Here is a 22,988-nt window from a genome sequence, read left to right as displayed (position 1 = left end):
GCCTAAGCGGTTGTTATCGAACGGATGGACGGTCTTCTGCGGAAAGACCTTACCCGGCTCGATTTATGGGGTCGGTCACGCGGCAAGCGAGGCGAGCAGCAGCAGCGCGACGATATTGGTGATCTTGATCATCGGATTGACGGCGGGGCCGGCGGTATCCTTGTAGGGATCGCCCACCGTGTCCCCCGTCACAGCGGCATGGTGGGCATCGCTGCCCTTGCCGCCGTGATTGCCGTCTTCGATGTACTTCTTGGCATTGTCCCACGCGCCGCCGCCCGCCGTCATGCTGAGGGCGACGAACAGGCCGCCCACGATCACGCCCAGCAACAGCGCGCCGAGCGCAGCGAAGCCGTTGGCCGTGCCCGCCACGACGCTGATGACGAAGTAGACGACGATGGGTGCCAGCACCGGCAGCAGGCTGGGAACGATCATCTCCTTGATCGCGGCCTTGGTGACGAGGTCCACCGTGCGGGCGTAATTGGGTCGGCTGGTCCCTGCCATGATGCCCTTGTCGCCGGCGAACTGGTCGCGCACGTCCTTCACCACGTCGCCCGCCGCGCGGCCCACCGCCGTCATGCCCATCGCCCCGAACAGGTAGGGCAGCAGCGCGCCGAGCAGCAGCCCGACGATGACGTAGGGGTTCTCGAGACTGAAATCGACGTCGGTACCGGGGAAGAACTCGGCGAGGTCGGTGGTGTAGGCGGCGAACAGCACCAGCGCGGCGAGGCCGGCGGAGCCGATGGCGTAACCCTTGGTCACCGCCTTGGTGGTGTTGCCGACCGCATCGAGCGCATCGGTCTTTTCCCGAACGCTTTCGTCCAGCCCCGCCATTTCCGCGATGCCGCCGGCATTATCGGTGACGGGACCGTAGGCGTCGAGCGCCACGACCATGCCCGCCAGCGCCAGCATCGACGTTGCCGCATAGGCGATCCCCATCAGGCCGGCGAGCTGGTAGCTCACGACGATGGCGGTCACGATGGCGAGCGTGGGCAGGGCGGTGGATTCGAGACTGATCGCCAGGCCCTGGATCACGTTCGTGCCGTGGCCCGTCTCCGAAGCCTTGGCAATGCTCTTTACCGGGCGGAACGTCGTGCCGGTATAGTATTCGGTGATCCAGATGATGATGCCGGTCAGCGCCAGTCCGATGACCGCGCACCAGAACAGGTCCATGCCGGTAAAGGGCAGGAGCGAGGCCGTGCCTTCCTCCGCGATCGGCGCGGTGGCATCGACGTTGCCGAGGTTCTCCCCCCCGATCACCGCGCCCATGTCGCCGAGCGCGAGCTGCATGACGAGGTAGATCAGGGGGACGGACAGGACGGCGGTGACGATGAAGCCCTTGTACATCGCCCCCATCACGTTCGTGCCCTTGCCGAGCCGCACGAAATAAGTGCCGATGATGCTGGTGACGATGCACGCCCCGCCGATCATCAGCGGCAGCGCCATCATCGGTAGCAGCAGGTCTCCCAGACCCGTGAGCAGCAGGGCGGTGAGCACCATCGTCGCGCCGACGGTGACGACGTAGGTTTCGAACAGGTCGGCGGCCATGCCAGCGCAATCGCCGACATTGTCGCCCACATTGTCCGCGATGACAGCCGGGTTGCGCGGGTCGTCCTCCGGAATCCCGGCCTCGACCTTGCCGACGAGATCGGCGCCGACGTCCGCCGCCTTGGTGAAGATGCCGCCGCCGAGGCGGGCGAAGATGGAGATGAGCGAGGCTCCGAAGGCAAGGGCCACCAGCGCGTCGATCACCGTGCGATCGTTGGCTGCGAGGCCCATCGGGCCGATGAGAACGTAGAAAAACACCGCGATGGCGAGCAGCGCCAGGCCCGCCACCAGCATTCCGGTGATCGCTCCTGCGCGAAAGGCGAGGGTGAGCCCCTGCTGCAAGCCCTTCGTCGCCGCCGCGGCGGTTCTGAGGTTGGAGCGCACCGAGATGTTCATGCCGATGAAGCCGGCGACGCCCGACAGGATCGCGCCGAGCACGAAGCCTACCGCGCTCACCCAGCCCAGGAACACGAAAACCAGCACCGCGACGACGATGCCGACAAGGCCGATGGTGGTGTACTGCCGCTTCAGATAGGCCTGCGCGCCCTCCTGGATGGCGCCGGCGATCTCGCGCATCTTGTCGTTGCCGGAATCGGCACCCAGAACCTGGCGACTGGTGATGAAGCCGTAGACGACGGCCACAAGTCCCAGGACAATAGCGATAAGCACAAGGTTCATGACCCGCTATCCCCTCTTTTCCCATTTTTCGGCCCGGTATTTTCCGGGTCCGCGCAGGGAAGGCTAGCAAAGCCGGGGCGTTCTACAAGAACTAAGCTTGATTTATCCGCGATGATCGTAGCCGAGGCCCGCACGGTTGGCGATCGGTTCCCCATCGACGAACAGCGGTACGAAACCGCGCGGTTCGACGCGGCCGATAGGAGTGGCGGGCACCGGCGGCTTCGCGATACTGGCGGGCAGGGTGAACAGCAGTTCGTAATCGTCGCCCCAGGTCAGGCAATCGTAGCGTCTTGCAGGTGCGGCGACCGGCGCGGCCGCGCTCTGGACGGCGAGGGTGACGCCGCTCGCCTCGGCGAGGCGGAACGCATCGAGCAGCAGGCCGTCCGACACGTCCATCATCGCGGTGACATGCGGGGCGAGCGCGCGGCCCTGGGCTAGGCGAGGCCGGGGACGGCGATAGGCGGAGCTGTCGCCACCGCCGCCGCCGCCCTTGCCCTCCTCACGCAGCGCCTCGAACCCGAGCATTGCCGCGCCCAGCGTGCCGGTTACGAACAGCCCGTCGCCCACCTGCGCGCCGGACCTCGCGGGCACGGGGCGGTGGGTCGCGCGCCCGATGGCAGTCAGGCCGAGCGCGCGTGCGCCCGTGCCCGCCACGGTATCGCCGCCCAGCAACGGCGTATCGAACGCCGCCAGCGCCTCGTGCAACCCCGCCACGAAGCGCGCGTCTCCGGCGCCCAGCATGTGTCCGACGAGCACGCCGAGCGGTTCGGCGCCCTTGGAGGCAAGGTCGGACAGGTTCGTCGCCACCAGCCTGAACGCGACGTCCGCCATGTCCTGCGAGGGGAGATAGTGCGTGCCTTCCACCAGCATGTCGTGCGTCAGCACGAGCGTGGTATCGCCGATATCGAGCACGGCGGCATCGTCGGCCAGTCCCCGCGCGCCGGGATGGAGCGGCAGGGTGCGCAGGGCGGCGATGAAGTCGGCTTCGGTCATGGGTGGCCAGCCCTACAGCGAATCGCCGCGCGCGTCAGCGGCAGTAGGATTCGCCGTCGATCACGCCTTCGACATGCAGGTGATCGTGATGCGCGGCATTGTAGTCCGGGCCCAGCACGGTGTCGAAGCGCTTGCAGGCGCTTTGCTGGACGAGGCGCAGGAACCGGCGTTCCTCGCGGCTGCCGTTCCAGCCGGTCAGCACGTCGACATGGCGCCCGTCCTCCAGCTCGAACCCGCCGATGTCGATGGCCGCGGCGCTGGCATGGGCGCTGCGCCGACCGGTGCCCGCGACGTTGCGGCACGAATAGCTGCCCATGGTTCGCACGCTGGCGAGCGGGGAACCGAACACCGCGCGCGCGGCGCGATCCACGCCGTAGCGTACCCATGCGGCGAAGGCGGTGGAGACGGGGCAGGTGACCGGGCCGAGATTGCTGACAGCGAACTGTCCCCGGTCGCCGGCAAGCGCGCGCATCTGCACGGTACCCAGGTTGGTGCAGCCATCGGAAATGTAGCGATCGGGAAGGGGCGAGAAATCCGCGCCGGCCCGGCCCAGATCGGTCAGGCACTGATTCAGCGCCGGGCGGGCGAGAGCGGCGCTCTGCATGCCTTCGCCGCGGGAAGCGGGGGACGGATCACTGCGATCACCGCCCCCCGACGATCCGGGTACCAGCGAACAGCCTGCCAGGGCGAACGCGGATGCGAGACTGATCGACATGGTTAGGATCGGACTGCGCATCGTGGTTAAATATCATGCACCGGCATTGGTTAACAATCCGTTACCGTCCTCGATCGAAGGCCGGCCGGGCGCACCGGTTACGCGCGCAACCGCATTAGCGTTTGACTCGGGCGTGGAGAGCCCTAGGTGCCGCGTCGGGCCACGCGGTCCCAACGCCGCGCGTGCTCTCTGCAAGGAGAGAATACAGCTATGACTACCCAGCCGATGCTCAAGCCGGAGCGCCCCTTCTTTTCATCCGGACCGACCGCCAAGCCGCCCGTCTGGGCGCCTGACAGGATCGACACGCGCTCGCTCGGCCGCTCGCATCGCAGCAAGTACGCCAAGGGCCGGCTGAAATATGCCATCGACCTGTCGAAGGAATTGCTCGGCGTGCCCGAGGATTACCTCGTCGGCATCATGCCCGCTTCCGACACCGGCGCGCTCGAATGCGCGATGTGGACGATGCTGGGCGCGCGGCCCGCGACCATCGCGGCGTGGGAAAGCTTCGGCAATGTGTGGATCCAGGACGCGGTCAAGCAGCTCAAGCTGTCCGACTGCCAGGTGCTCGATGCCGACTACGGGGAAATACCCGATCTGTCGCAGGTGCCGCAGGACAACGACGTCGTGTTCACCTGGAACGGCACGACCAGCGGTGCGCGCATTCCCGATACGGACTGGCTCGCCGCCGACCGGGCCGGCCTTGCCATCAACGATGCCACCAGCGCCGTCTTCGCACAGGAGATGGACTGGCCCCGGCTCGATGTGACAACCTATAGCTGGCAGAAGGTGATGGGGTCCGAAGCGCAGCACGGCATGATGATCCTCAGCCCGAAGGCGGTGGAGCGGGTCGAGAGCTACGATCCACCCTGGCCACTGCCCAAGCTGTTCCGCATCAAGAAGGGCGGCTCGATCAATACCGGTATCTTCGAAGGCGCGACGATCAACACGCCGTCCATGCTGGCGACCGAGGATTACATCCTGGCGCTGGAATGGGCGAAGTCGATCGGCGGTCGCCAGGCGATGTTCGAGCGGGCCGATGCCAATGCGAAGATCGTCACCGACTGGATCGAGGCGACGCCGTGGCTGAGGAACATGGTCGCCGATCCGGCGCTGCGCACCAATACCGGCGTGTGCATGGTCTTCACCGGCGACTGGTACGAAAGTCTTTCGGCCGAAGACCAGGCGGCGGTTCCCAGGAAGATCACCGCGAAGCTGGAGGAGCTGGACGTGGGATACGATTTCAACGGCTACCGCGACGCGCCCCCCTCCCTCAGGATCTGGTGCGGCGGATCGGTCGAGCAGGAGGACATCCGCCGCCTGCTGCCGTGGATCGAATGGGCCTACGAAAACCTCAAGAGCGGCTCGCTGTAAGCGGCGCCCATCCGGCGAACCCCGGTATCGCGCGCCTCCGGCCAAGACCCCTCTGATCAGATCCCGGCCTTCGGCGGGATGACGAAAGCGAACATCATGACCAAACCCAAGGTACTCATCAGCGACAAGATGGACCCCAACGCCGCCCGCATCTTCGAGGAGCGCGGCTGCGAGGTCGATGTCATCACCGGCAAGACGCCGGAAGAGCTGAAGGCGACGATAGGCCAGTATGACGGCCTCGCCATCCGTTCCTCGACCAAGGTGACGGCCGACATCCTGGAGGCGGCGGACAACCTCAAGGTGATCGGCCGCGCCGGGATCGGCGTCGACAATGTCGACATTCCGGCTGCCTCTGCGAAGGGCGTGGTGGTGATGAACACCCCGTTCGGCAATTCCATCACCACCGCCGAACACGCGATCGCCCTCATCATGGCACTGGCTCGCCAGATCCCTGCGGCCAACGCGCGCACGCAGGCCGGCGAATGGCCCAAGAGCGACTTCATGGGCGTGGAGGTCACGGGCAAGGTGCTGGGGCTGATCGGTGCCGGCAATATCGGCGCGATCGTCGCCAGCCGAGCACTTGGCCTGCGCATGAAGGTGGTCGCCTACGATCCTTTCCTGACGCCGGAACGCGCCATCGAGCTGGGCGTGGAAAAGGTCGATCTGGGCGAATTGCTCGAACGCGCGGACTTCATCACGCTGCACACCCCGCTGACCGACGAGACGCGCAACATCCTCTCGCGCGAGCGGCTGGCGCAGACCAAGCCGGGCGTGCGCATCGTCAACTGCGCGCGCGGCGGACTGGTGGACGAGGCGGCGCTCAAGGACATGCTGGAAAGCGGGCATGTGGCAGGCGCTGCGCTGGACGTGTTCGCCCAGGAACCGGCGAAGGACAGCCCGCTGTTCGGCGCGCCGAACTTCATCTGCACCCCGCATCTGGGTGCCTCGACAACGGAGGCGCAGGTCAATGTCGCGCTTCAGGTGGCCGAGCAGATGAGCGACTATCTGGTCGATGGCGGCGTCACCAACGCTCTCAACATGCCCTCGCTGAGCGCGGAGGAAGCGCCCAAGCTCAAGCCGTACATGGCGCTGGCGGAAAACCTCGGCTCACTGGTGGGGCAGCTGGCGCACGGTGACTTGCCCAAGATCAGCGTGGAGACCGAGGGCGCGGCTGCGGACCTCAACCAGAAGCCCATCGTGGGCGCCGTTCTGGCGGGCCTGATGAAGCGTTATTCGCAAAGCGTGAACATGGTCAACGCGCCCTATCTGGCGAAGGAGCGCGGGATCGAGGTGCGCGAGATCCGCAATTCGCAGCGCGGCGTCTACCAGACGCTCGTACGCGTCACCGTGGCCACCAGCCAGGGCGATCGCAGCGTGGCCGGCACGCTGTTCGGCAACGGCCAGCCGCGTCTCGTCGAGATCTTCGGCATCGGCATCGAGGCGGAGCTGGCGGGCGAGATGCTCTACATCGTCAACGACGACGTGCCCGGCTTCATCGGCCGGGTCGGGTCGCTGATGGGCGAACACGGTATCAATATCGGCACCTTCCATCTCGGTCGCCGCGCGACCGGCGGGGAGGCGGTGATGTTGCTGAGCGTCGACCAGAAGATCCCGCAGGACGTGATCGAGGCGGCCTGTGCGCTGGACGGCGTCAAGGTCGTGCGCGGCCTGAGTTTCTAGTTGCGCCGATCTGGGATAACCGCCGCGCCATGACCGAAACGCAAGACCTCCTCCCCGAAGGTCTCGAGGATCGCCTGCCGCAATCCGCCGCCGCCGCGACGCGGATCGAGCGGGCGATGCTGGAGGCGCTGCGCGCTCACGGCTACGACCGCGTGCGGCCGCCGCTGGTGGAGTTCGAGGCGAGCATGGCGCGGCGGATGGACGGGCTGAGCACGCGCGGCATGTTCCGCTTCGTCGATCCCGCCAGCCTGCGCACGCTGGCGCTGCGCAGCGACATGACCGTGCAGGTCGGGCGCATCGCTGCCACCGGCCTCGTCGATGCGGCTCGCCCGCTGCGCCTCAGCTACGCGGGGCAGGTCGCGCGCATCACCGGGCGGAAGCTGGAACCCCGGCGCGAAAACCTGCAGGTGGGCGCGGAACTGATCGGTCGCGATACGGTCGTGGCGGCGGGGGAGGTGGTGGAACTCGCCATTGCCGCGCTCGAGGCTGCCGGGGCGAAGGGCATCGGCGTCGATTTCACCCTGCCCGACCTGGTCGATACGCTCGCCGACGGCCCCTGGCCGCTCGACGCCGCGGCGCGCGAGCGGGTGCGGCGCGAACTCGATACGAAGGATGCCGGCGGTCTGGTCGAGGCGGGCGGGGAGGCCTACCTTCCACTCATCCACGCCGCCGGCCCGTTCGACGATGCGGCCAGGCGGCTGTCTGCCATCGACGACACCGGCGTATTGGGCTCCCGCATCGCCGCGTTGCGCCAGATCGCCGCGCGGGTGGAGGGCCGGGCGCGCCTGACCCTCGATCCCAGCGAGCGCCACGGCTTCGAATATCAGAGCTGGTTCGGCTTCACGCTCTATGTCGACGGCGTGCGCGGAGAGGTGGGGCGCGGCGGCACCTATTGCATCGGCGGAACCGACGAACCCGCGACCGGCTTTTCGCTCTACCCCGAGGAGTTGATCGAATCGGTGAAGGCCGAAGAAACGCTCGGCGAGCGGATATTCCTGCCGCTCGACCACGACCGCGCTGCCGCCGACAGGCTGCGTGACGAAGGCTGGCGCACGATCGCCGCGCTTGATGAAGACGACGATCCACAGGCGCTGGGATGCACGCACCGGCTCGCCGCGAACGGACCGGAGGCGCTCTAGTCGGCGGCGCCGAGTACAGAACCGAGGTCGGCGGTTTCGACGTCGCTCATCATGGCCAGATACCGCTCGTAATACGGTGCGTGCGATACGCCGACAATGGCGAGCACCCGCTCCCCCGGCTCGGTGATCTCGCGCAGATTGGCCACCATGCGGAGGTTTCGCGTTTCCCAGTAGGCCAGATAGCGGCGGCCGCCGTTCCCGGGCTGCCGGGCGCGGGCGGCCGCGGCGAAATCGGTTCGCATGGCGAGCCGCGCCTGTTCGTCCGAGTTGAGATTGCGATACCAGTCGAGGACCGGCAGTTCGCCGAAGATGACGGCCCGTTCCCATGCTTCGAGCTGCCAGATGCGGTCCTCCAGGGCCGACGACTGCCACGCCGCCTGCACTTCTGCCGCGTACAGCTCGTCATCATCGGTATTCGCCGCCCGGTCGCCGGTATGATCGTCGACCGGGTGGATGCGTTGCAGACCCAGCCGCCGCGCCAGGGCGACGCCGACCACTTCGGTCTCGTTCATGCGATCGCCGCGCCGGACAAGGAAATCCGCCAGCGGTTGCGTCAGCACGGCGTCGGCGTGCCGTTCGGCTTCGGGCAGATAGAGCCATTGCAGATGCACCGATGCGGGCTCGCCGATGGCAAGGAACAGGACGGCGAGGCGGCGGGTTTCGGAAGGCGAGCGGGTCTGCTGCGCCAGCAGCGCCAGCGCCGCTTCCTCCGCCCCGGCTCCGTCCAGCCCGACCGCCTCGCGCGCTGCGGCCGGGTCGGGGCAGTAGTCTTCCGCCGTCCCGGGATAGGCGAAGGCGTAGGCACGAAGGTAGTCGCATTGCGGCCCGGATAGCTGCTCGACAGTGATCCTGCCGGGCACCCAGTCTTGCAGGCGACCGAGCAGCGGGTCGAACCGCGATCTGTCGAAATCCGCCGGGAGCGAGGAAAGATGCGAACTGCCCAGAACGAGCACTTGTGACAGGTCCCCCCGCTCCCGCGCCGCCGCATCGACGATATCGACCGGGTCGCCGTCCTGCGCCGCGGCGCTCGCTGCAAGACAGGCGACGATGCCGATGAACAGCGACTTGGCGGACCGAACCGTGAAACACCTCCGTTTCCGAACGGGTGTCATGGCAGGCTAATACGGTCAAGCCGGAGCGTGCCTGTTCGGGATGTCAGTTGGTGTCGTCGGGATGTTCGCCCATGCGCCCGTTCTCGCTGTCGAGATCGTCGATTGCGGCAACCTGCTCGTCTGTCAGCGAGAGGTCGAGCGCGGCGAGGTTGGCCTCCATGTGGTCCCGGCTGCTGGCCTTCGGAATGGGGGCAAGGCCGTGGTGCAGATGCCAGGCCAGTATGACCGCGGCGCGCGGCGCGCCGGTATCCTCCGCGATGGTCGCAATCGCCTTGTTTTCGAGCAGTTCGCCCTGTCCCAGCGGCGACCAGCTCTGCGTGACGATGCCCATCTCCTGATGCACCGCGCGCAGTTCGCGCTGCTGGAACCGCGGATGCAGTTCGATCTGGTTGACGACCGGCGGCTTGCCCGTCGCATCGGCCAGCCTTTTCAGGTCGTCCTCGCGAAAGTTCGACACCCCGATGGAGCGCGTGCGCCCCTCGCGCTGCATCTCGATCAGGGCCTTCCAGGTATCCACGAACATCTCCCGGTCCGGACATGGCCAGTGGATCAGCGTCATGTCCACGCTATCCGTCCCGAGCCGATCGAGGCTTTCGCCCAGCGCCCCCAGCGCAGAGGCGTAGCCCTGGTCGGTGTTCCAGATCTTCGTGGTCAGCCAGACATGCTCGTCCGTCGCCGCTTGCCGGGCGAGGCCCCTGCCCACGCCTTCCTCGTTGCCGTAGATCGAGGCGGTGTCGATCAGGCGATATCCCGCCTCGACCGCGCGCGTGACGATATCGGCCGCCTCGCCATCCGGTATCTTCCAGGTGCCGAAGCCCAGTTGCGGCATTTCGCGCTTGTCGCTGAGGGTTAGGGTCGGTTGCGGGGGCATGGTGTCTCCTGTCGGTCTGCAAGCGAAAACGCGCGCGGCGCCTATCGTATCCGCGCACGTTCGCCGGTCGGTCGGGATCTGGTGAGGTGGATCAGCCTCCGAAGCTGCCCGGTTCCGGCCCCATCCGGCCATGGGGATCGTCCAGCGCGTCGATCGCGGCCATCTGGTCTTCGGTCAGCACCGTGTCGAGGGCGCGGAAATTGGCCGCGATATGCGCCCTGCTGCTGGCCTTGGGAATGGGGGCGAGGCCGTGTTGCAGATGCCAGGCCAGGATCACGGCGGAGGCCGGTGCGCCCTTCGCCTCGGCGATGGCGTTGATCGCGTCGGCCTGCAGCCCCTCGCCCTGTCCCAGCGGCGACCAGCTCTGCGTGATGATGCCCATGTCCTCGTGAACCTTGCGCAGGTCACGCTGCTGGAAGGACGGGTGCAGTTCGATCTGGTTGATCGCCGGTGTCACGCCGGTCGCGTCCACGATGCGGGCGAGATCCTCCTCGCGGAAATTGGATACGCCGATGGAATGGGCCTTGCCCTGGTCGCGCGCCTCGATCAGCGCCTTCCACGTCTCGACGAACTTGTCCTGCCCGGGACAGGGCCAGTGGATCAGCAGCATGTCGACATGATCGCGGCCGAGCCTCTCCAGGCTTGCGCCCAGCGCCGACAGCGCCTCGTCGTAACCGTGGTCGTCGTTCCACACCTTCGTCTGCAGGAAGATGTCGCTCCATTCCCCGATTCCCTTGCCGACGCCTTCCTCGTTTTCGTACACCGCGGCGGTGTCGATCAGCCAGTAGCCCACGTCTATGGCGGTTTTGACGGGTTCGACGGCATCATCGCCCTTCAGCTTGAAGGTACCGAAGCCCAGCTGCGGAATCCGGCGATCGTCGTTGAGGGTGAGAGTCGGGTAATCGGTCAAAGTTCAATCTCCTTTGGTCGATCAACGGGCGGGCAGGGCGATCTTTCCGGCGCAATTCTTTCCGAACGCCACCCGCCGGGCGTAACGCCCCAGCCGCCGTCCTTGCCGCCGCCATTGCCCTTGCGCCGCGCAGCGCCTAGGGCGCGTGCCGGTTCTCGACGCGATAAGGATCAGCGCATTGGCCAACGTCACCGTGATCGGCGCCCAGTGGGGCGACGAGGGCAAGGGCAAGATCGTCGACTGGCTGGCGACCCGGGCCGATGCCGTCGTCCGGTTCCAGGGCGGGCACAATGCCGGCCACACGCTGGTGGTGGACGGCACCACCTACAAGCTTAGCCTGCTGCCGAGCGGTATCGTCACCGGCACGCTCAGCCTGATCGGCAACGGCGTGGTGCTCGATCCGTGGGCGCTGAAGGCCGAGATCGAGCGGCTCGAGGGGCAGGGCGTGGCCATCAGCGCGACAAATTTCGGCATCGCCGACAATTGCGCCCTTATCCTTCCGCTCCACGGCGAACTGGACGGCCTGCGCGAAGGCGCGGCGGGCAAGGGCAAGATCGGCACGACGAAGCGCGGCATCGGTCCGGCTTACGAGGACAAGGTCGGGCGCCGCGCCATTCGGGTGTGCGACCTTGCCCATCTGGACGATCTCGAAGCCCAGCTGGACCGGTTGTGCGCCCATCACAACGCGTTGCGGGCCGGCTTCGGCGTCGATCCGGTCGACCGGGCGGCGCTGGTCGCCATGCTGCGCGAGATCGCGCCGTTCGTGCTGCAATTCGCGCAGCCGGTGTGGAAGCGCCTGCGCGACGTGCGGGCCGATGGCGCGCGCATCCTGTTCGAGGGCGCGCAGGGCGTGCTGCTCGACGTCGATCACGGCACCTACCCCTTCGTCACCAGCTCCAACACCGTCAGCGGCTCCGTCGCGGCGGGAAGCGGGCTGGGACCGAAGGCGGCGGGCTTCGTGCTCGGCATCGTCAAGGCCTATACCACGCGGGTCGGCAGCGGCCCGTTTCCCACCGAGCTGGAGGACGAGATCGGCCAGCGGCTCGGCGAGCGGGGGCACGAATTCGGCACCGTCACGGCGCGCAAGCGGCGGTGTGGCTGGTTCGATGCGGTACTGGTGCGCCAGTCCTGTGCGATCAGCGGCGTCACCGGCATCGCGCTGACCAAGCTCGACGTGCTCGACGGCTTCGACACGGTAAAGATCTGCACCGGCTACCGGCTCGATGGAAGGGAAATTGACTATCTGCCGTCCAGCACCGTCGAACAGGCGCGGCTGGAACCGGTCTACGAGGAAATGGAGGGCTGGCAGGAGAGCACGGAGGGCGCGCGCAGCTGGGCCGAGCTGCCGGCGCAGGCGATCAAGTATATCCGCCGGATCGAGGAGTTGATCGAGTGCCCTGCCGCCAGCGTCTCGACCAGTCCCGAACGCGACGACACGATCCTCGTGCGCAATCCCTTCGCGGAGACGTGATCGGTTCGCGGGTCTTGACCTGATCTCTCTTTGTTCTACTCTCGTTCCGGTTGGCGATTCGAGAGGAGCAGGGCATGAGTGCGGCGGATTTCTCCTATGGCATGGCCGCGGACAGCGCCGGCCTGCCGTTGTCCGTTTCCATCTATGCCGACCGCGACCCCGTCCTGGACGAGATGCGGGAAGATGTGGAGCAGGCCGGGTTCGACCTGCGGGAAATCGGACCGCTGGCCATGCTGCTCGACGATCACGCGCGACCCCTTGGCGAGCTGGTGGTGATCGATTGTCAGACGCTGGACGGGCATGGCATGGCGGCGCTGTCGCGGCTGGACATGCGGGTGGCCCATGCCGGGGCGCGGCTGATCGTGGCGACATCCATCGACATGCTCGACACCGTGTTCGGCTGCTGCCTCGAATCCGATCCGCAGATCATCGTCGACCCGCGCCGCGCCGACCGTGTCATCGCCCTGGGCCGGGCGCTGGCCGACCGCCCGATCCGCCGCGTGCGCGAACTGGACGAAGATGACCGGCTGACCCTGCTGCGCCTGACGGAGCAGGTCGCTTCCATCGCGCAGCGCCTCGATCGCTTCGGCACGACTGCCGGACGCGGGGCCGATGGCGGGGCGTTTCGTTTCGAAAGTCCGAAGACCGGTTATCGCGCGCAAGGGGATGGCCACGTTCGCAAGTCCCGGCCGCCGCTTCCCGAACCCGCTCTGGTTCGCCAGATCATCGCCCAGCGCCGGGCTAGAACCAGGTTCTTCGATGAGGACCTGTTCGCGGATCCGGCGTGGGACATGCTGCTCGACCTGACCGCGGCGCGGGCCGAACACGCGCGTGTATCCGTGACCTCGCTCTGCATCGCTTCGGGTGTTCCTCCGACGACGGCGCTGCGCTGGATCGGCCAGATGACCCAGGCGGGTCTGTTCGACAGGGTTGAGGACGACACCGACCGCCGCCGTGCCTTCATCCGCCTGTCCGATAGCGCGGCGGACGCCATGGCGCGCTACTTCGCCGCTGTAGGGGCCGCCGCGCCGGCGATGGCGTGATCGCCAGCCGGGGAATCAAGCCCGTCAGCGACGGTCGAAGGCGGCCTGGATGTCCGCCGGATCGGTCACGCCCGAAGCGATGAGCAGTTGCAGCAGGATGCGCGCCTTCGCGGGGCCGAGCGCCCGGGCGGCGACGAAGCGGCTGGCATCGTCCTGCGGTTCGCGGTCGACCAGCCCCTCATCGACCCGCGTCGCGCGCACGACCGGCACGCCCGCCGCGGCGGCTTTCGTCAGCGCCGTTCGCACGGCATCGGGCATGTTGCCCGACCCGAAGCCTGCGAGCACGAGGCCCGCCGCGCCGGCGTTGCGCAATCGCTCGACCTCCGCGGCCCCCATCGCGGCGTAGGCGAACAGGACCGGCACGTAGGGAAACGAATTCGGAAAGACGAAGCGCGCCGGCTCGCCGCTACGGTGCGGCGGTTGCAGCCAGTCGAGCGCGGACGGCGTCGCCAGCGCGACAGGTCCGCGCGGGAAACCGGCAAAGGCGCTGGTCCCCCCGGTGCGGGCCTTGCGCGCGTCGCGGGCCGACAGGACCTGATCGCCCATCACCAGCAGCACGCCTCGCCCGGAGGCTTGCGGATCTGCGGCGACGCGCACGGCGTTGGCGAAATTGCGCAGGCCGTCGCTCCCCACCGCGTCCGCCGCCCGCATGGCGCCCACCAGCACGACGGGTTTCTCCGTCGGCAAGGTGAGGTCGAGAAGAAAGGCGGTTTCCTCCGCCGTGTCCGTGCCGTGGGTGACGATGACGGCGTCTATGGCCGGATCGTTCATCGCTTCGTGCAGCGCCGCGTGCAGCTCACGCCACAGCTCGACGGAGATGTCCTCCGATCCGATATTGGCGATCTGCCGCCCGGTCAGGCACGCCGGAACGCCCAGCTGCGCAAAGGCGGCGAGGAAGTCGGCGATGTCGATCTGGCCGGGGCGGTAATCGGCCCGCACGGCCGAACCGGCTTCACCGGCGATGGTGCCGCCGGTGGCGAGGACAAGGATGGAAGCGTCACGCATTTGCCGCCGCCCCTAGCGCCGCGCGCCACGCAGCGCCAGTCGCACACAGACCCTTTCCTCCCGGCGGCACTTGGGTTAGAGGCCGCGCGGCCTGAAGGATCAGGGCGGTTAGCTCAGTTGGTAGAGCATCTCGTTTACACCGAGAGGGTCGGCGGTTCGAGCCCGTCACCGCCCACCAGTTTCGACTGCACGAGACAGTCCGGGGGACTGTTTCGGGTCGAAACTCCCGAGCGAAGCGAAGGGGACTGCACGAGACAGTCCGGGGGACTGTTTCGGGTCGAAACTCCCGAGCGAAGCGACGAGCCGCACCCCTCGCACCGCCAGGTCCCTCGAAGCGACCCGCGAGCGCTCAGTTCGCGTCGATGTCGTCCTCCTCGATATCGGCGGCGACATCGGTCGCGGCGGCTTCCAGCACCAGCTCGCGCGCCTCCTCGCTCGCCCAGTCATAGCCGCCGATGACCCGCCATACCTCGCGCCCGTCGCTGTCGTAGAGGATGGTGAGCGGCAGCACCGGGCCGCCGCCGTAGGCGCTCGCCAGCGCGTTCTGCGCGTCGATCCATTGCGGAAGGTTCTCCAGGCCACGCTCGGCGAAGAACGGCTCTACCGCGGCCGCCCCGCGAAAGTCCTCGCTCACGGTCAGCACCCGCACCGATTCGCCCAGATCGCCGGCCAGGTCGTCGAGCAGCGGCATCTCGACGACGCAGGGGGCGCACCATGTGGCCCACAGGTTGAGCAGCACCGGCTCGCCCAGCCCGCCGCCAAGATCCAGTCTCTCCCCGGCCGGGTTCGTTACCGTCACCTGCGGCATCTCTTCCCCGGCGAAGCTGCGATCGAGCGTGCCGGTCAGTTCGACAGCTGGGCTTGTCCGCTCCGCAGTCGCGCTTTCTTGCGCCGCTTCGCCGTCCTCTCTATCGCAGGCCCCCAGCAGGCCAAGCGAGACGCAGGCCAGGGCGAGCGGGACGATACGCGGTTTGAGCAAGAACGAATCCTCCAATGCGATGTGGGGCGGCAGATTTGCCGAAGGCCCCTCCGCCATAATGCGCGAGATCAACGCTTCTATCCCGTTCGACAAGGTTTTGTGGGCGCAGGACATCGCCGCGAGCAAGGCGCATGTCGCCATGCTGGCGGCCTGCGACATCGTGAGCGAGGCCGATGCGGAAGCGATCATCGGCGGGCTGGAGCGCATCGCGGAGGAATACGAAACGCAAGGGGTGCCGGAAGACTGGGATCTGGAGGACATCCACATGACCGTGGAAGCGCGCCTCGCCGACCTGATCGGACCGGTCGCGGGCCGCCTGCACACCGCGCGCAGCCGCAACGACCAGGTGGCGACCGATTTCCGCCTGTGGGTGCGCGCCGCAATGGACGAGGCGGTTGCGGGACTGGAGGGGTTGCAGCGTGCGCTCGTCACCCGCGCCGGCGAACATTCCGGCTCCATCATGCCGGGGTTCACCCATCTGCAGACGGCGCAGCCGGTGACGCTCGGCCATCACCTGATGGCCTATGTCGAGATGGCGGCGCGCGACGTCTCGCGCTTTCGCGATGCGCGCGAGCGGCTCAATCGCTGTCCGCTCGGCAGTGCGGCGCTGGCGGGAACGGGCTTTCCCATCGACCGGGAGATGACGGCGCAGGCGCTCGGTTTCGCCGGGCCGACCGCCAACAGCCTCGATTCGGTTTCCGACCGGGACTTCGCGCTCGATTACCTCGCCGCCGCCGCGCAATGCGCGCTGCACCTTTCGCGGCTGGCGGAAGAGTTCGTGATCTGGGCGAGCCAGCCCTTCGGGTTCGTGCGGATGCCCGATGCGCTGAGCACCGGCAGTTCGATCATGCCGCAGAAGAAGAACCCCGACGCGGCGGAACTCGTGCGCGGTCACGCGGGCCGGATAATCGGTTGCCAGACCGCCCTGACGGTGACCATGAAGGGCCTTCCGCTCGCCTATTCGAAGGACATGCAGGACGACAAGCCGCCGGTGTTCGAGGCGGCCGGCCTGCTGCGCCTGTGCATCGCCGCGATCACCGGGATGGTCGAAGGGGCGACCTTCCAGACAGGGCGCATGCGCGCCGCCGCCGAACTGGGATACGCGACCGCCACCGACCTTGCCGACTGGCTGGTGCGGGAAGCGGACATACCCTTTCGCGAAGCTCACCACATCACCGGCGCGGCGGTGAGGCTGGCGGAAGGCCGGGGCGCGGCGCTTGGCGAATTGTCGCTGGCGGACCTGCAGGCCATCGATGCGCGCATCGACGAGCGGGTATTCGCCGCGCTGTCGGTCGAATCGTCGGTCGCGGCGCGTGCCAGCCACGGCGGCACGGCCCCGGCAGAGGTGGAAAAGCGCGTGCACGAGGCGCGCGGGCGACTGGAGATGGACGCATGACGAAAGCGATTGCCGCGCTGGGGCTGGCCCTCGTCCTGACGGGCTGCGCGCAGGAGGCCGAGCTCGTACCCGCGCCGGGCGAGACGCTGCCGCCGCCGCCCTACGGGGCTGCCGATCCGCTGACCGCCGAGGACCTGCTCGAGCTCGACCCGCTCGCCGCGCCCGAGCGCAACGTCGAACTGCGCCGCGAAAGCGAGGAGCGCGAGGAAGACCCGTTCGACCTGCCGCCCCCGAAATAGGTGCGCGATGGATCATTTCCATATCCGCGATGGCCAGATGCATGTCGAGGACGTGCCGCTTTCCCGCCTGGCTGCAGAGGTCGGGACGCCGCTCTACGTCTATTCGCGCGCCACGTTCGAACGCCATGCGCGCGTCTTTCGCGAAGGGCTGGCGGGTCTGGACCGGCCGCCGCAGCTCGCCTTCGCCGTCAAGGCCAACCCCAACCTGGCCGTTCTGGGGCTTCTCCGGCGCGAGGGATACGGTGCCGACGTCGTCTCGGGCGGAGAGCTGGCGCGGGCGCTGAAGGCGGGAATGCCGGCTCCGGATATCGTCTTTTCCGGGGTCGGCAAGACGACGTCCGAATTGCAGCAGGGGCTGGACGCCGGCATCGGCCAGTTCAACATCGAATCGGGCGAGGAAGGGCGCGAGCTGGCCGCCATCGCCGCCGCGCGCGGGCAGGTGGCGCACTGTGCGCTGCGGGTGAACCCCGATGTCGATGCCGGCACACACGACAAGATCTCGACCGGCAGGGCGGATACCAAGTTCGGCGTGCCCATCGGCCACGCGCCTCAACTGTTTGCCGAACTCTCCCGGCTGCCCGGTCTCGACCTGCGCGGGCTGGCCGTGCATATCGGCAGCCAGCTGTCCGAGCTCGATCCGCTCGAGGCAGCCTTCGCCAAGCTGGGCGACATGCTCGCCAAGCTGCGCGGGGCGGGGCACGCGATCACGCACATGGACCTGGGGGGCGGTCTCGGGGTGCCCTACCGCCGGGGAGAGACGCTCCCCGAACCGGCGCAGTACGGCGCGATGGTGGCGCGCGCGACGCGCGGCTGGGACGTGCAGCTGATGTTCGAGCCGGGGCGCGTTATCGCGGGCAATGCCGGCGTGCTGCTGACCCGCGTCATTCGCGTCAAGCGCGGTCTTCACAACCCCTTCGTGATCGTCGATGCCGCGATGAACGATCTCGCCCGCCCGGCGCTCTACGGCGCGTGGCACGATTTCGACGCGGTGAGCCCGACCGGCGAGCGGATGCTGGCGAACATCGTCGGCCCCATCTGCGAGACGGGCGACACCTTCGCCACCGATCGCGAGATCGACGCGCTCGGCCAGGATGATCTCGCCGTGTTCCGCACCGCCGGCGCCTATGGCGCGACGATGGCGTCGAGCTACAACAGCCGCGGCTTCGTGGCCGAGGTGATGGTGGACGGGGCGGACTATGCCGTCGTCGCCGAGCGCATCGCGCCCGATGCCATCGCCGATGCCGAACGCGTGCCGGACTTCCTGCGCTAGACCCCGTGCGCTCTCTTCCCCTCTTCCATCGCATCGCCGGTCAACCGGTGGTGGTGCTCGGCGAGGGGGCGATGGCCGAGCCGAAGCGGCGGCTGGTGGCCCGGGCCGGCGGGCGCGTCGTGACCGACATGCAGAGCGGGATCGACGAGGGTGCGCGGCTGGCCTTCGTCGCGCACGACGATGCCGCGATGTGCGAGGCGGACGCCATCCGGCTGCGCTGCGCCGGCCTGCTGGTGAACGTCGTCGATCGGCCCGATCTGTGCGACTTCACCACGCCGAGCCTGCTGGAGCGCGACCCGGTGCTGATCGCCATCGGTACGAGCGGCGCCTCGGCGGGGCTGGCCAAGCAGTTGCGGTTGCGGCTCGAAACGCTGCTTCCCGCCGATGTCGGACACCTGGCGCAAGCGCTCGAGGCCGCGCGCGGTGCGATCAGATCCCGCTTTCCGCAAATGTCCGCGCGCCGCCGAGCGCTGGACGATGCGCTGGCGGCGGGCGGCCCGCTCGATCCGCTCATGGCCGGCAGCGCCGACCGTATCGGCGAGTGGCTCGGCGGCGCCGCGGAGCCGGAGGGCGAGGGCGTTCACGACTTTACCCTCTCCAGCGACGACCCCGACGACCTGACGCTGCGCCAGGCGCGCCTGCTGGGGGCGGCGGATGCGGTGCTGGCCGATCCGGGCGTGCCCCCCGCCATCCTCGCCCGCGCGCGGGCCGACGCCGCCAGGCTCACCCTGCCTTATCGCGACGAGATGCCGGCGGGGCTGGTGGTCGTGTTGCGCTTGGCGTGACGGGGACCGCGCCTGCCGCACGGATCCTCGACGGCGTCAGAACAGGCCGCCGGCCAGTCGGTCTATCGCGCCCTGCAGGATGATGGCGGCGGCGTGGCTGTCGATCCGCTTGGCCCGTTTTCTCCGGCTGGTATCGGTAGCGATCATGTCGCGCTCCGCCGCGGTGGTGGACCAGCGTTCGTCCCACAGCAGAACCGGCAGGCCGGTGACGGCGATGTTGCGGGCGAACGCGCGGCTCGCCTGCGCCCGCGGACCGGCGCTGCCATCCATATTGAGCGGCAGGCCGATGACGATGCCGCGCACCCGCCGATGGGCGCACAGCGTTTCGATAGCCGCCCGGTCGCGGGCGAACTTGCCCCTCGGCAGGGTCTTGCCCGCGGTCGCGAAGGACCAACCCGCGTCGCAGAAGGCGGTGCCGATGGTCCTGGTGCCAAGATCAAGGCCGAGCAGCGCGCCGCCATCGGGCAGCGCGCCCCGGAAAGCCGCCGCATCCTCGGTGACGACGCCGCCCTCGCTCACGGGGCGGGCCGGCTCTTGCTCCATGCGCGAACGCGGCGCACCACGTCGGCCTGAAGGTCCGCCCAGAACAGCGGAATGTCATAGACGTGGTAATTGTTTCCCGGGAGCGCATAGGGGCCGAGGTCGGGCGGATCGCCGATCAGCAGCAGGCCGATATCGTTGCAGCGCGCGCCTACCGCGCCCTTGACCAGCTCTCCGCTCGACAGGTCGTCCTCCGGCACCAGCGTTCCGCTGTTGGCACCGGCGGGTGCGGAACCGTTGAGCGTGCCGCTGATCGGGTTGACGCACAGGATCGGGCTGCCGCCGCGCGCCTGGCCGTCGAGGCCGGGGGTTGCCGCGTAGCGCGTGAAGAACTGACCCGGCTCGGCCGGCTCGGCGAAGCTCGCCCAGCTCATCACGCACCCGCCCTGGTCCGCCTCGGTGCAGGCGGGAAGGCCGAGCGCGGGCAGATCGTGGTCCAGCGAGACGGGCCAGCCGATCGGATAGGCCATGGCGACCCGCGATTCCAGCGGCGTGCCTGCCACCTTGTCGCGCATCAGGCGCGTTACGTGATAACCGCCCTGGCTGTGTCCGGCGAGGACGATTGGCATGTCCGCGGGTATCGAATCGAGGAAGAAATCGAAGGCTTGCGATACGTCGGCATAGGCAGCGTCGAGCGCCTGCTGCGCCTCGGGCGCGTCGGTCAGGAAGGCGCCGAAGGTGGCCTGGCGGTAGCGCGGCGCCCAGATCTCGCTCGCCTGGTTGAAGGCGCTCGCCATGCCGCGCACCATCAGCCGGGCGCGCGATTGCGATTCCGCGTCATCGAGCGGCGCGTTCCAGTTGCTGCGTTGCAGGTAGCTCGTCGGATGGACGAAGAAGACGGCGAATGCGGGCGGCTCGCTGCCGGGCGGTGACGATGCCCGGTTCGAAGACGAGGGCGAGCGTGAAGGCGCGGGGGAGGGCGACGTCGAGGCCGACGGTGCCGGTGACGGCGATGCGGAAACGAACGGTCCGTCCCCGCGCGCTTCGGGAACGGCGAAGGCGGGTTGCCAGCGCGCCGGGTCGTTCGCGGCCCCCATGCCCGGGCGGCTGAACCACATGGCGGGATCCTGGTAGGCGTTGCTGGCGAGCGGATCCTGCTCGACGAACTCGCTGCTCGGCACCAGCGCGATGGCCGTCAGGTCGTCCGAGAACAGGCGCAGCGCGAACAGCACGCCCAGCGCCAGCACGATCAGGGCGACGATCGTATAGAGAAACTTACGCAGACGCCTTCTCCTGCTTCAGGCGAGGGCCTTCCACTAGATGATCGGAGGCGGGCGATCGCGGATCGTCCTCCCGCTCTTTGTCCTTCGATCGCTGTTCGAGGGCGACCTTGATCATCGCCAGCAGCGGATCGGCGAGCAGCAGGCCGAGGATGCCGAACAGGATGCCCATCACCAGCTGCATTGCCAGGACCAGCGCCGGAGCGAGGTCGACCGTCTTTCGCGCGATCATCGGGACCACGACGTACCCGTCGAAATTCTGAATGAAGAGATAGACGACGATCGTGTAGATGCCCATCTGCGTGCCGCCCGAAAATCCGACCAGCACCATCAGCGCGCCCGACACGATCGCACCGATATTGGGGATGAAGGCGAGCAGGCCGGTCAGCGTGGCGAGGAGGGCCGCCATCGGGATCTGGTCGCCGGTGACGAGGCCGTAGGCCATCAGCGCGACGTAGGTGAATACGCCCTCGAACACCATGCCGACCAGCCGGCCGAACAGCAGGCGGCGCATCGAATAGGCCATCTTGCTCACGGTATCGTGGAAATCCGCCCGGCGCGCGCGCGGCAGCATCCAGGCGACGCCGCGTTCGTAGAGGCGCGGTTCGAGCGCGACGTAGATACCCACGATCACGATCAGCAGAACCGTGGTCAGTCCCCCGAGAATGCCGCCGAGCGCGCGCGTGACGGTGCCGAACCCGCTGATTGCCTGGCCGATCATCCCCTCCACGCTGTCGAGGCTGATGGAAAAGCCCTGTTCGCGCAGCCAGGCGAAGAACGAGCCCGCCTGACCGGCGATGATCGTGGGAAATTGCGCGGCTTCCTGCGATACCGAGGAGCCGGCGTAATAGCCGAGCCAGACGAGAAAGGCGATCGCGAACAGCAGCACCAGCGCGATGCGCGGTCCCCGGCCGATAGGCAGGACGCGGCGCAGCAGGCGCGCGCCGCCGTCGACCAGCGCGGCGAAGACCATCGCGCCGAAGATCACCAGCAGGCTCTGCGAGATGTAGACCGCCAGGGCCAGCAGCCCGATGACCGCCGCCCAGACGAACGCGCGCCACGCCTCGAAGCGCAATTCCGGACTCGATATGCGCGTCGGGCTCGCACCCATCTCGTCGCCCTCCGGCGCGTCGCGCAGCTCGCTCATTCCGGCTCTCCCCTGATTTCCGGGCGCAGGCTGTCCCACGCGCGGCCCGGGCGCAAGCTTTTGATCCAGGTCAGTGGGTTCCAGCTCGCCTGCCCGTCGAGCGAGAAGGTGATGAACTCGGCCCGTCCGCCGATATCCGCGATGGGAACGGGGCCGCCCAGCCCGTTGCCGCCGTCGAGCCGCGAAGGCGCGCGGCTGTCCGCCGAATGATCGCGGTTGTCGCCCATGAGGAACACATGGCCGTCGGGGATGGTGACCGGCCCGTAATTGTCCAGCCCCTGCGTTTCGTGGTCGATGATGAGGTAGCTTGCCCCGTTGGGCAGCGTCTCGCGATAGGTCGGCGGTTCGTAGACCTCGGTTCCGTCCTCCAGCCGCGTGCGGTACGGCTCGAAGATGTCGAGGCACGGGTGCATCTCGCCGAATTGACCGACACAGCTGTTATCGTTGTCGACCGGCAGGCGCACCGGCGGCTCGACCTCCTGCGGAACGGGCTTGCCGTTCAGCACGATCTGCCCGTTCACCACCGCGATCGTGTCGCCCGGCAGACCGACGACCCGCTTGATGTAATCCTCCGCCCGGTCCGGCGGCACGGGAACGACGATATCGCCGTATTCGGGCGTGCCGGGCGCGATGCGCCAGCCGGCGCGCGGCAGGATGTGGAAGCTCGCCGAGACCCAGCTCCAGCCGTAGGGATATTTGCTCACCACCAGCCGGTCCCCCACCAGCAGGTTGGGCACCATGCTGGCGCTGGGAATGTAGAACGGCTTGGCGATGAAGGTGTGGAAGGCCAGCACGGCCAGCAGCATCCAGGCCAGGCCGCGCAGTTCCGCCCACCAGTTGACGGGCGCTTTTTCCTTGGTTTCGTCGGCCATGCGGGGA

21 protein-coding genes and 1 tRNA gene are annotated in these 22,988 nt (G+C 68.0%); 10 read left to right on the top strand and 12 right to left on the bottom strand.

What is annotated here, in order from left to right; all coding sequences use genetic code 11:
- Window positions 1–75: 75 nt before the first annotated feature.
- From EG799_RS03940 to EG799_RS03930, 3 genes are all read right to left on the bottom strand, one after another.
- Window positions 76–2,223 carry a sodium-translocating pyrophosphatase gene (locus EG799_RS03940; RefSeq protein WP_123878749.1) on the bottom strand — a complete coding sequence of 716 codons (2,148 nt, stop codon included), beginning with the start codon at window positions 2,221–2,223 and terminating at the stop codon, window positions 76–78.
- Between the two features lie 102 nt (window positions 2,224–2,325).
- Window positions 2,326–3,216, bottom strand: a complete 891-nt coding sequence (gene thiL / locus EG799_RS03935; protein ID WP_123878747.1) for a thiamine-phosphate kinase — start codon at window positions 3,214–3,216, stop codon at window positions 2,326–2,328.
- 34 nt (window positions 3,217–3,250) lie between these two features.
- Window positions 3,251–3,952 carry an extensin-like domain-containing protein gene (locus EG799_RS03930; protein ID WP_123878745.1) on the bottom strand — a complete coding sequence of 234 codons (702 nt, stop codon included), beginning with the start codon at window positions 3,950–3,952 and terminating at the stop codon, window positions 3,251–3,253.
- Between the two features lie 189 nt (window positions 3,953–4,141).
- Between EG799_RS03930 and EG799_RS03925 the strand changes: the two genes are divergently transcribed.
- The 3 genes from EG799_RS03925 (at window position 4,142) to EG799_RS03915 (ending at window position 8,121) form a co-directional block, all read left to right on the top strand.
- A complete protein-coding gene (locus tag EG799_RS03925) occupies window positions 4,142–5,302 on the top strand; it encodes a phosphoserine transaminase (RefSeq protein WP_123878743.1) in 1,161 nt (386 codons plus the stop codon).
- 96 nt (window positions 5,303–5,398) lie between these two features.
- A complete protein-coding gene (serA, locus tag EG799_RS03920) occupies window positions 5,399–6,982 on the top strand; it encodes a phosphoglycerate dehydrogenase (protein WP_123878741.1) in 1,584 nt (527 codons plus the stop codon).
- A 29-nt stretch (window positions 6,983–7,011) separates the two neighbouring features.
- Complete coding sequence (locus EG799_RS03915) at window positions 7,012–8,121, top strand: ATP phosphoribosyltransferase regulatory subunit (RefSeq protein ID WP_123878739.1); 1,110 nt, start codon at window positions 7,012–7,014, stop codon at window positions 8,119–8,121.
- Here EG799_RS03915 and EG799_RS03910 read toward each other — a convergent pair.
- The 3 genes from EG799_RS03910 to EG799_RS03900 form a co-directional block, all read right to left on the bottom strand.
- The gene (locus tag EG799_RS03910; RefSeq protein ID WP_123878737.1) at window positions 8,118–9,233 is read right to left on the bottom strand and encodes a DUF5694 domain-containing protein; all 1,116 of its coding nucleotides are present in this window, start codon (window positions 9,231–9,233) and stop codon (window positions 8,118–8,120) included. The genes EG799_RS03915 and EG799_RS03910 overlap by 4 nt on opposite strands.
- Window positions 9,234–9,276: 43 nt before the next feature.
- Entirely contained in the window at window positions 9,277–10,104 is an 828-nt protein-coding gene (locus EG799_RS03905; RefSeq protein ID WP_123878735.1) for an aldo/keto reductase, read from the bottom strand.
- A 91-nt stretch (window positions 10,105–10,195) separates the two neighbouring features.
- Window positions 10,196–11,014, bottom strand: coding sequence for an aldo/keto reductase (locus EG799_RS03900; RefSeq protein WP_123878733.1), 819 nt, complete (start codon window positions 11,012–11,014; stop codon window positions 10,196–10,198).
- Window positions 11,015–11,192: 178 nt separating this feature from the next.
- Between EG799_RS03900 and EG799_RS03895 the strand changes: the two genes are divergently transcribed.
- On the top strand, window positions 11,193–12,485 hold the full coding sequence (locus tag EG799_RS03895; RefSeq protein WP_123878731.1) for an adenylosuccinate synthase: 1,293 nt from the start codon (window positions 11,193–11,195) through the stop codon (window positions 12,483–12,485).
- A 74-nt stretch (window positions 12,486–12,559) separates the two neighbouring features.
- Entirely contained in the window at window positions 12,560–13,528 is a 969-nt protein-coding gene (locus EG799_RS03890; protein ID WP_123878729.1) for a helix-turn-helix domain-containing protein, read from the top strand.
- A 24-nt stretch (window positions 13,529–13,552) separates the two neighbouring features.
- Here the strand turns inward: EG799_RS03890 and EG799_RS03885 are convergent, their stop codons facing one another.
- Window positions 13,553–14,533 (bottom strand): asparaginase, encoded by a 981-nt coding sequence (locus tag EG799_RS03885; RefSeq protein WP_123878727.1) that lies wholly within the window; start codon window positions 14,531–14,533, stop codon window positions 13,553–13,555.
- Window positions 14,534–14,635: 102 nt separating this feature from the next.
- Here EG799_RS03885 and EG799_RS03880 point away from each other — a divergent pair.
- Window positions 14,636–14,711: transfer RNA gene (locus EG799_RS03880), tRNA-Val, on the top strand.
- 171 nt (window positions 14,712–14,882) lie between these two features.
- On the opposite strand, the gene EG799_RS03875 is transcribed toward EG799_RS03880, so the two are convergent.
- Window positions 14,883–15,512: a TlpA family protein disulfide reductase gene (locus tag EG799_RS03875; RefSeq protein ID WP_234029002.1), complete on the bottom strand. Its 630-nt coding sequence runs from the start codon at window positions 15,510–15,512 to the stop codon at window positions 14,883–14,885.
- A 19-nt stretch (window positions 15,513–15,531) separates the two neighbouring features.
- Between EG799_RS03875 and argH the strand changes: the two genes are divergently transcribed.
- Genes argH through EG799_RS03855 form a run of 4 tightly spaced genes read left to right on the top strand, consistent with a single transcriptional unit; the run spans window position 15,532 to window position 19,202 of the window.
- On the top strand, window positions 15,532–16,908 hold the full coding sequence (gene argH, locus EG799_RS03870; protein ID WP_123878723.1) for an argininosuccinate lyase: 1,377 nt from the start codon (window positions 15,532–15,534) through the stop codon (window positions 16,906–16,908).
- Window positions 16,905–17,147 carry a hypothetical protein gene (locus EG799_RS03865; protein ID WP_123878721.1) on the top strand — a complete coding sequence of 81 codons (243 nt, stop codon included), beginning with the start codon at window positions 16,905–16,907 and terminating at the stop codon, window positions 17,145–17,147. The genes argH and EG799_RS03865 overlap by 4 nt, the downstream gene beginning before the upstream one ends.
- A 7-nt stretch (window positions 17,148–17,154) precedes the next feature.
- Window positions 17,155–18,417: a diaminopimelate decarboxylase gene (gene lysA, locus EG799_RS03860; RefSeq protein ID WP_123878719.1), complete on the top strand. Its 1,263-nt coding sequence runs from the start codon at window positions 17,155–17,157 to the stop codon at window positions 18,415–18,417.
- A 5-nt stretch (window positions 18,418–18,422) separates the two neighbouring features.
- The gene (locus EG799_RS03855) at window positions 18,423–19,202 is read left to right on the top strand and encodes a precorrin-2 dehydrogenase/sirohydrochlorin ferrochelatase family protein (protein ID WP_234029001.1); all 780 of its coding nucleotides are present in this window, start codon (window positions 18,423–18,425) and stop codon (window positions 19,200–19,202) included.
- Window positions 19,203–19,238: 36 nt separating this feature from the next.
- On the opposite strand, the gene ruvX is transcribed toward EG799_RS03855, so the two are convergent.
- The 4 genes from ruvX to lepB are packed head-to-tail and all read right to left on the bottom strand — an operon-like array spanning window position 19,239 to window position 22,981.
- Complete coding sequence (ruvX, locus tag EG799_RS03850) at window positions 19,239–19,745, bottom strand: Holliday junction resolvase RuvX (RefSeq protein ID WP_181950870.1); 507 nt, start codon at window positions 19,743–19,745, stop codon at window positions 19,239–19,241.
- Window positions 19,718–20,929, bottom strand: coding sequence for a DUF3089 domain-containing protein (locus EG799_RS03845; protein ID WP_234029000.1), 1,212 nt, complete (start codon window positions 20,927–20,929; stop codon window positions 19,718–19,720). The genes ruvX and EG799_RS03845 overlap by 28 nt, the downstream gene beginning before the upstream one ends.
- Before the next feature lie 28 nt (window positions 20,930–20,957).
- Window positions 20,958–22,109 (bottom strand): AI-2E family transporter, encoded by a 1,152-nt coding sequence (locus EG799_RS03840; RefSeq protein ID WP_123878715.1) that lies wholly within the window; start codon window positions 22,107–22,109, stop codon window positions 20,958–20,960.
- Window positions 22,106–22,981, bottom strand: a complete 876-nt coding sequence (lepB, locus tag EG799_RS03835) for a signal peptidase I (RefSeq protein ID WP_123878713.1) — start codon at window positions 22,979–22,981, stop codon at window positions 22,106–22,108. The genes EG799_RS03840 and lepB overlap by 4 nt, the downstream gene beginning before the upstream one ends.
- Between the last annotated feature and the right edge of the window lie 7 nt (window positions 22,982–22,988).

The sequence above is a fragment of the Aurantiacibacter spongiae genome, assembly GCF_003815535.1.
Classification (GTDB): domain Bacteria; phylum Pseudomonadota; class Alphaproteobacteria; order Sphingomonadales; family Sphingomonadaceae; genus Alteraurantiacibacter; species Alteraurantiacibacter spongiae.
Note: the sequence above shows the minus strand (reverse complement) of the source record. Positions and strands in the feature narration are given on the sequence as shown.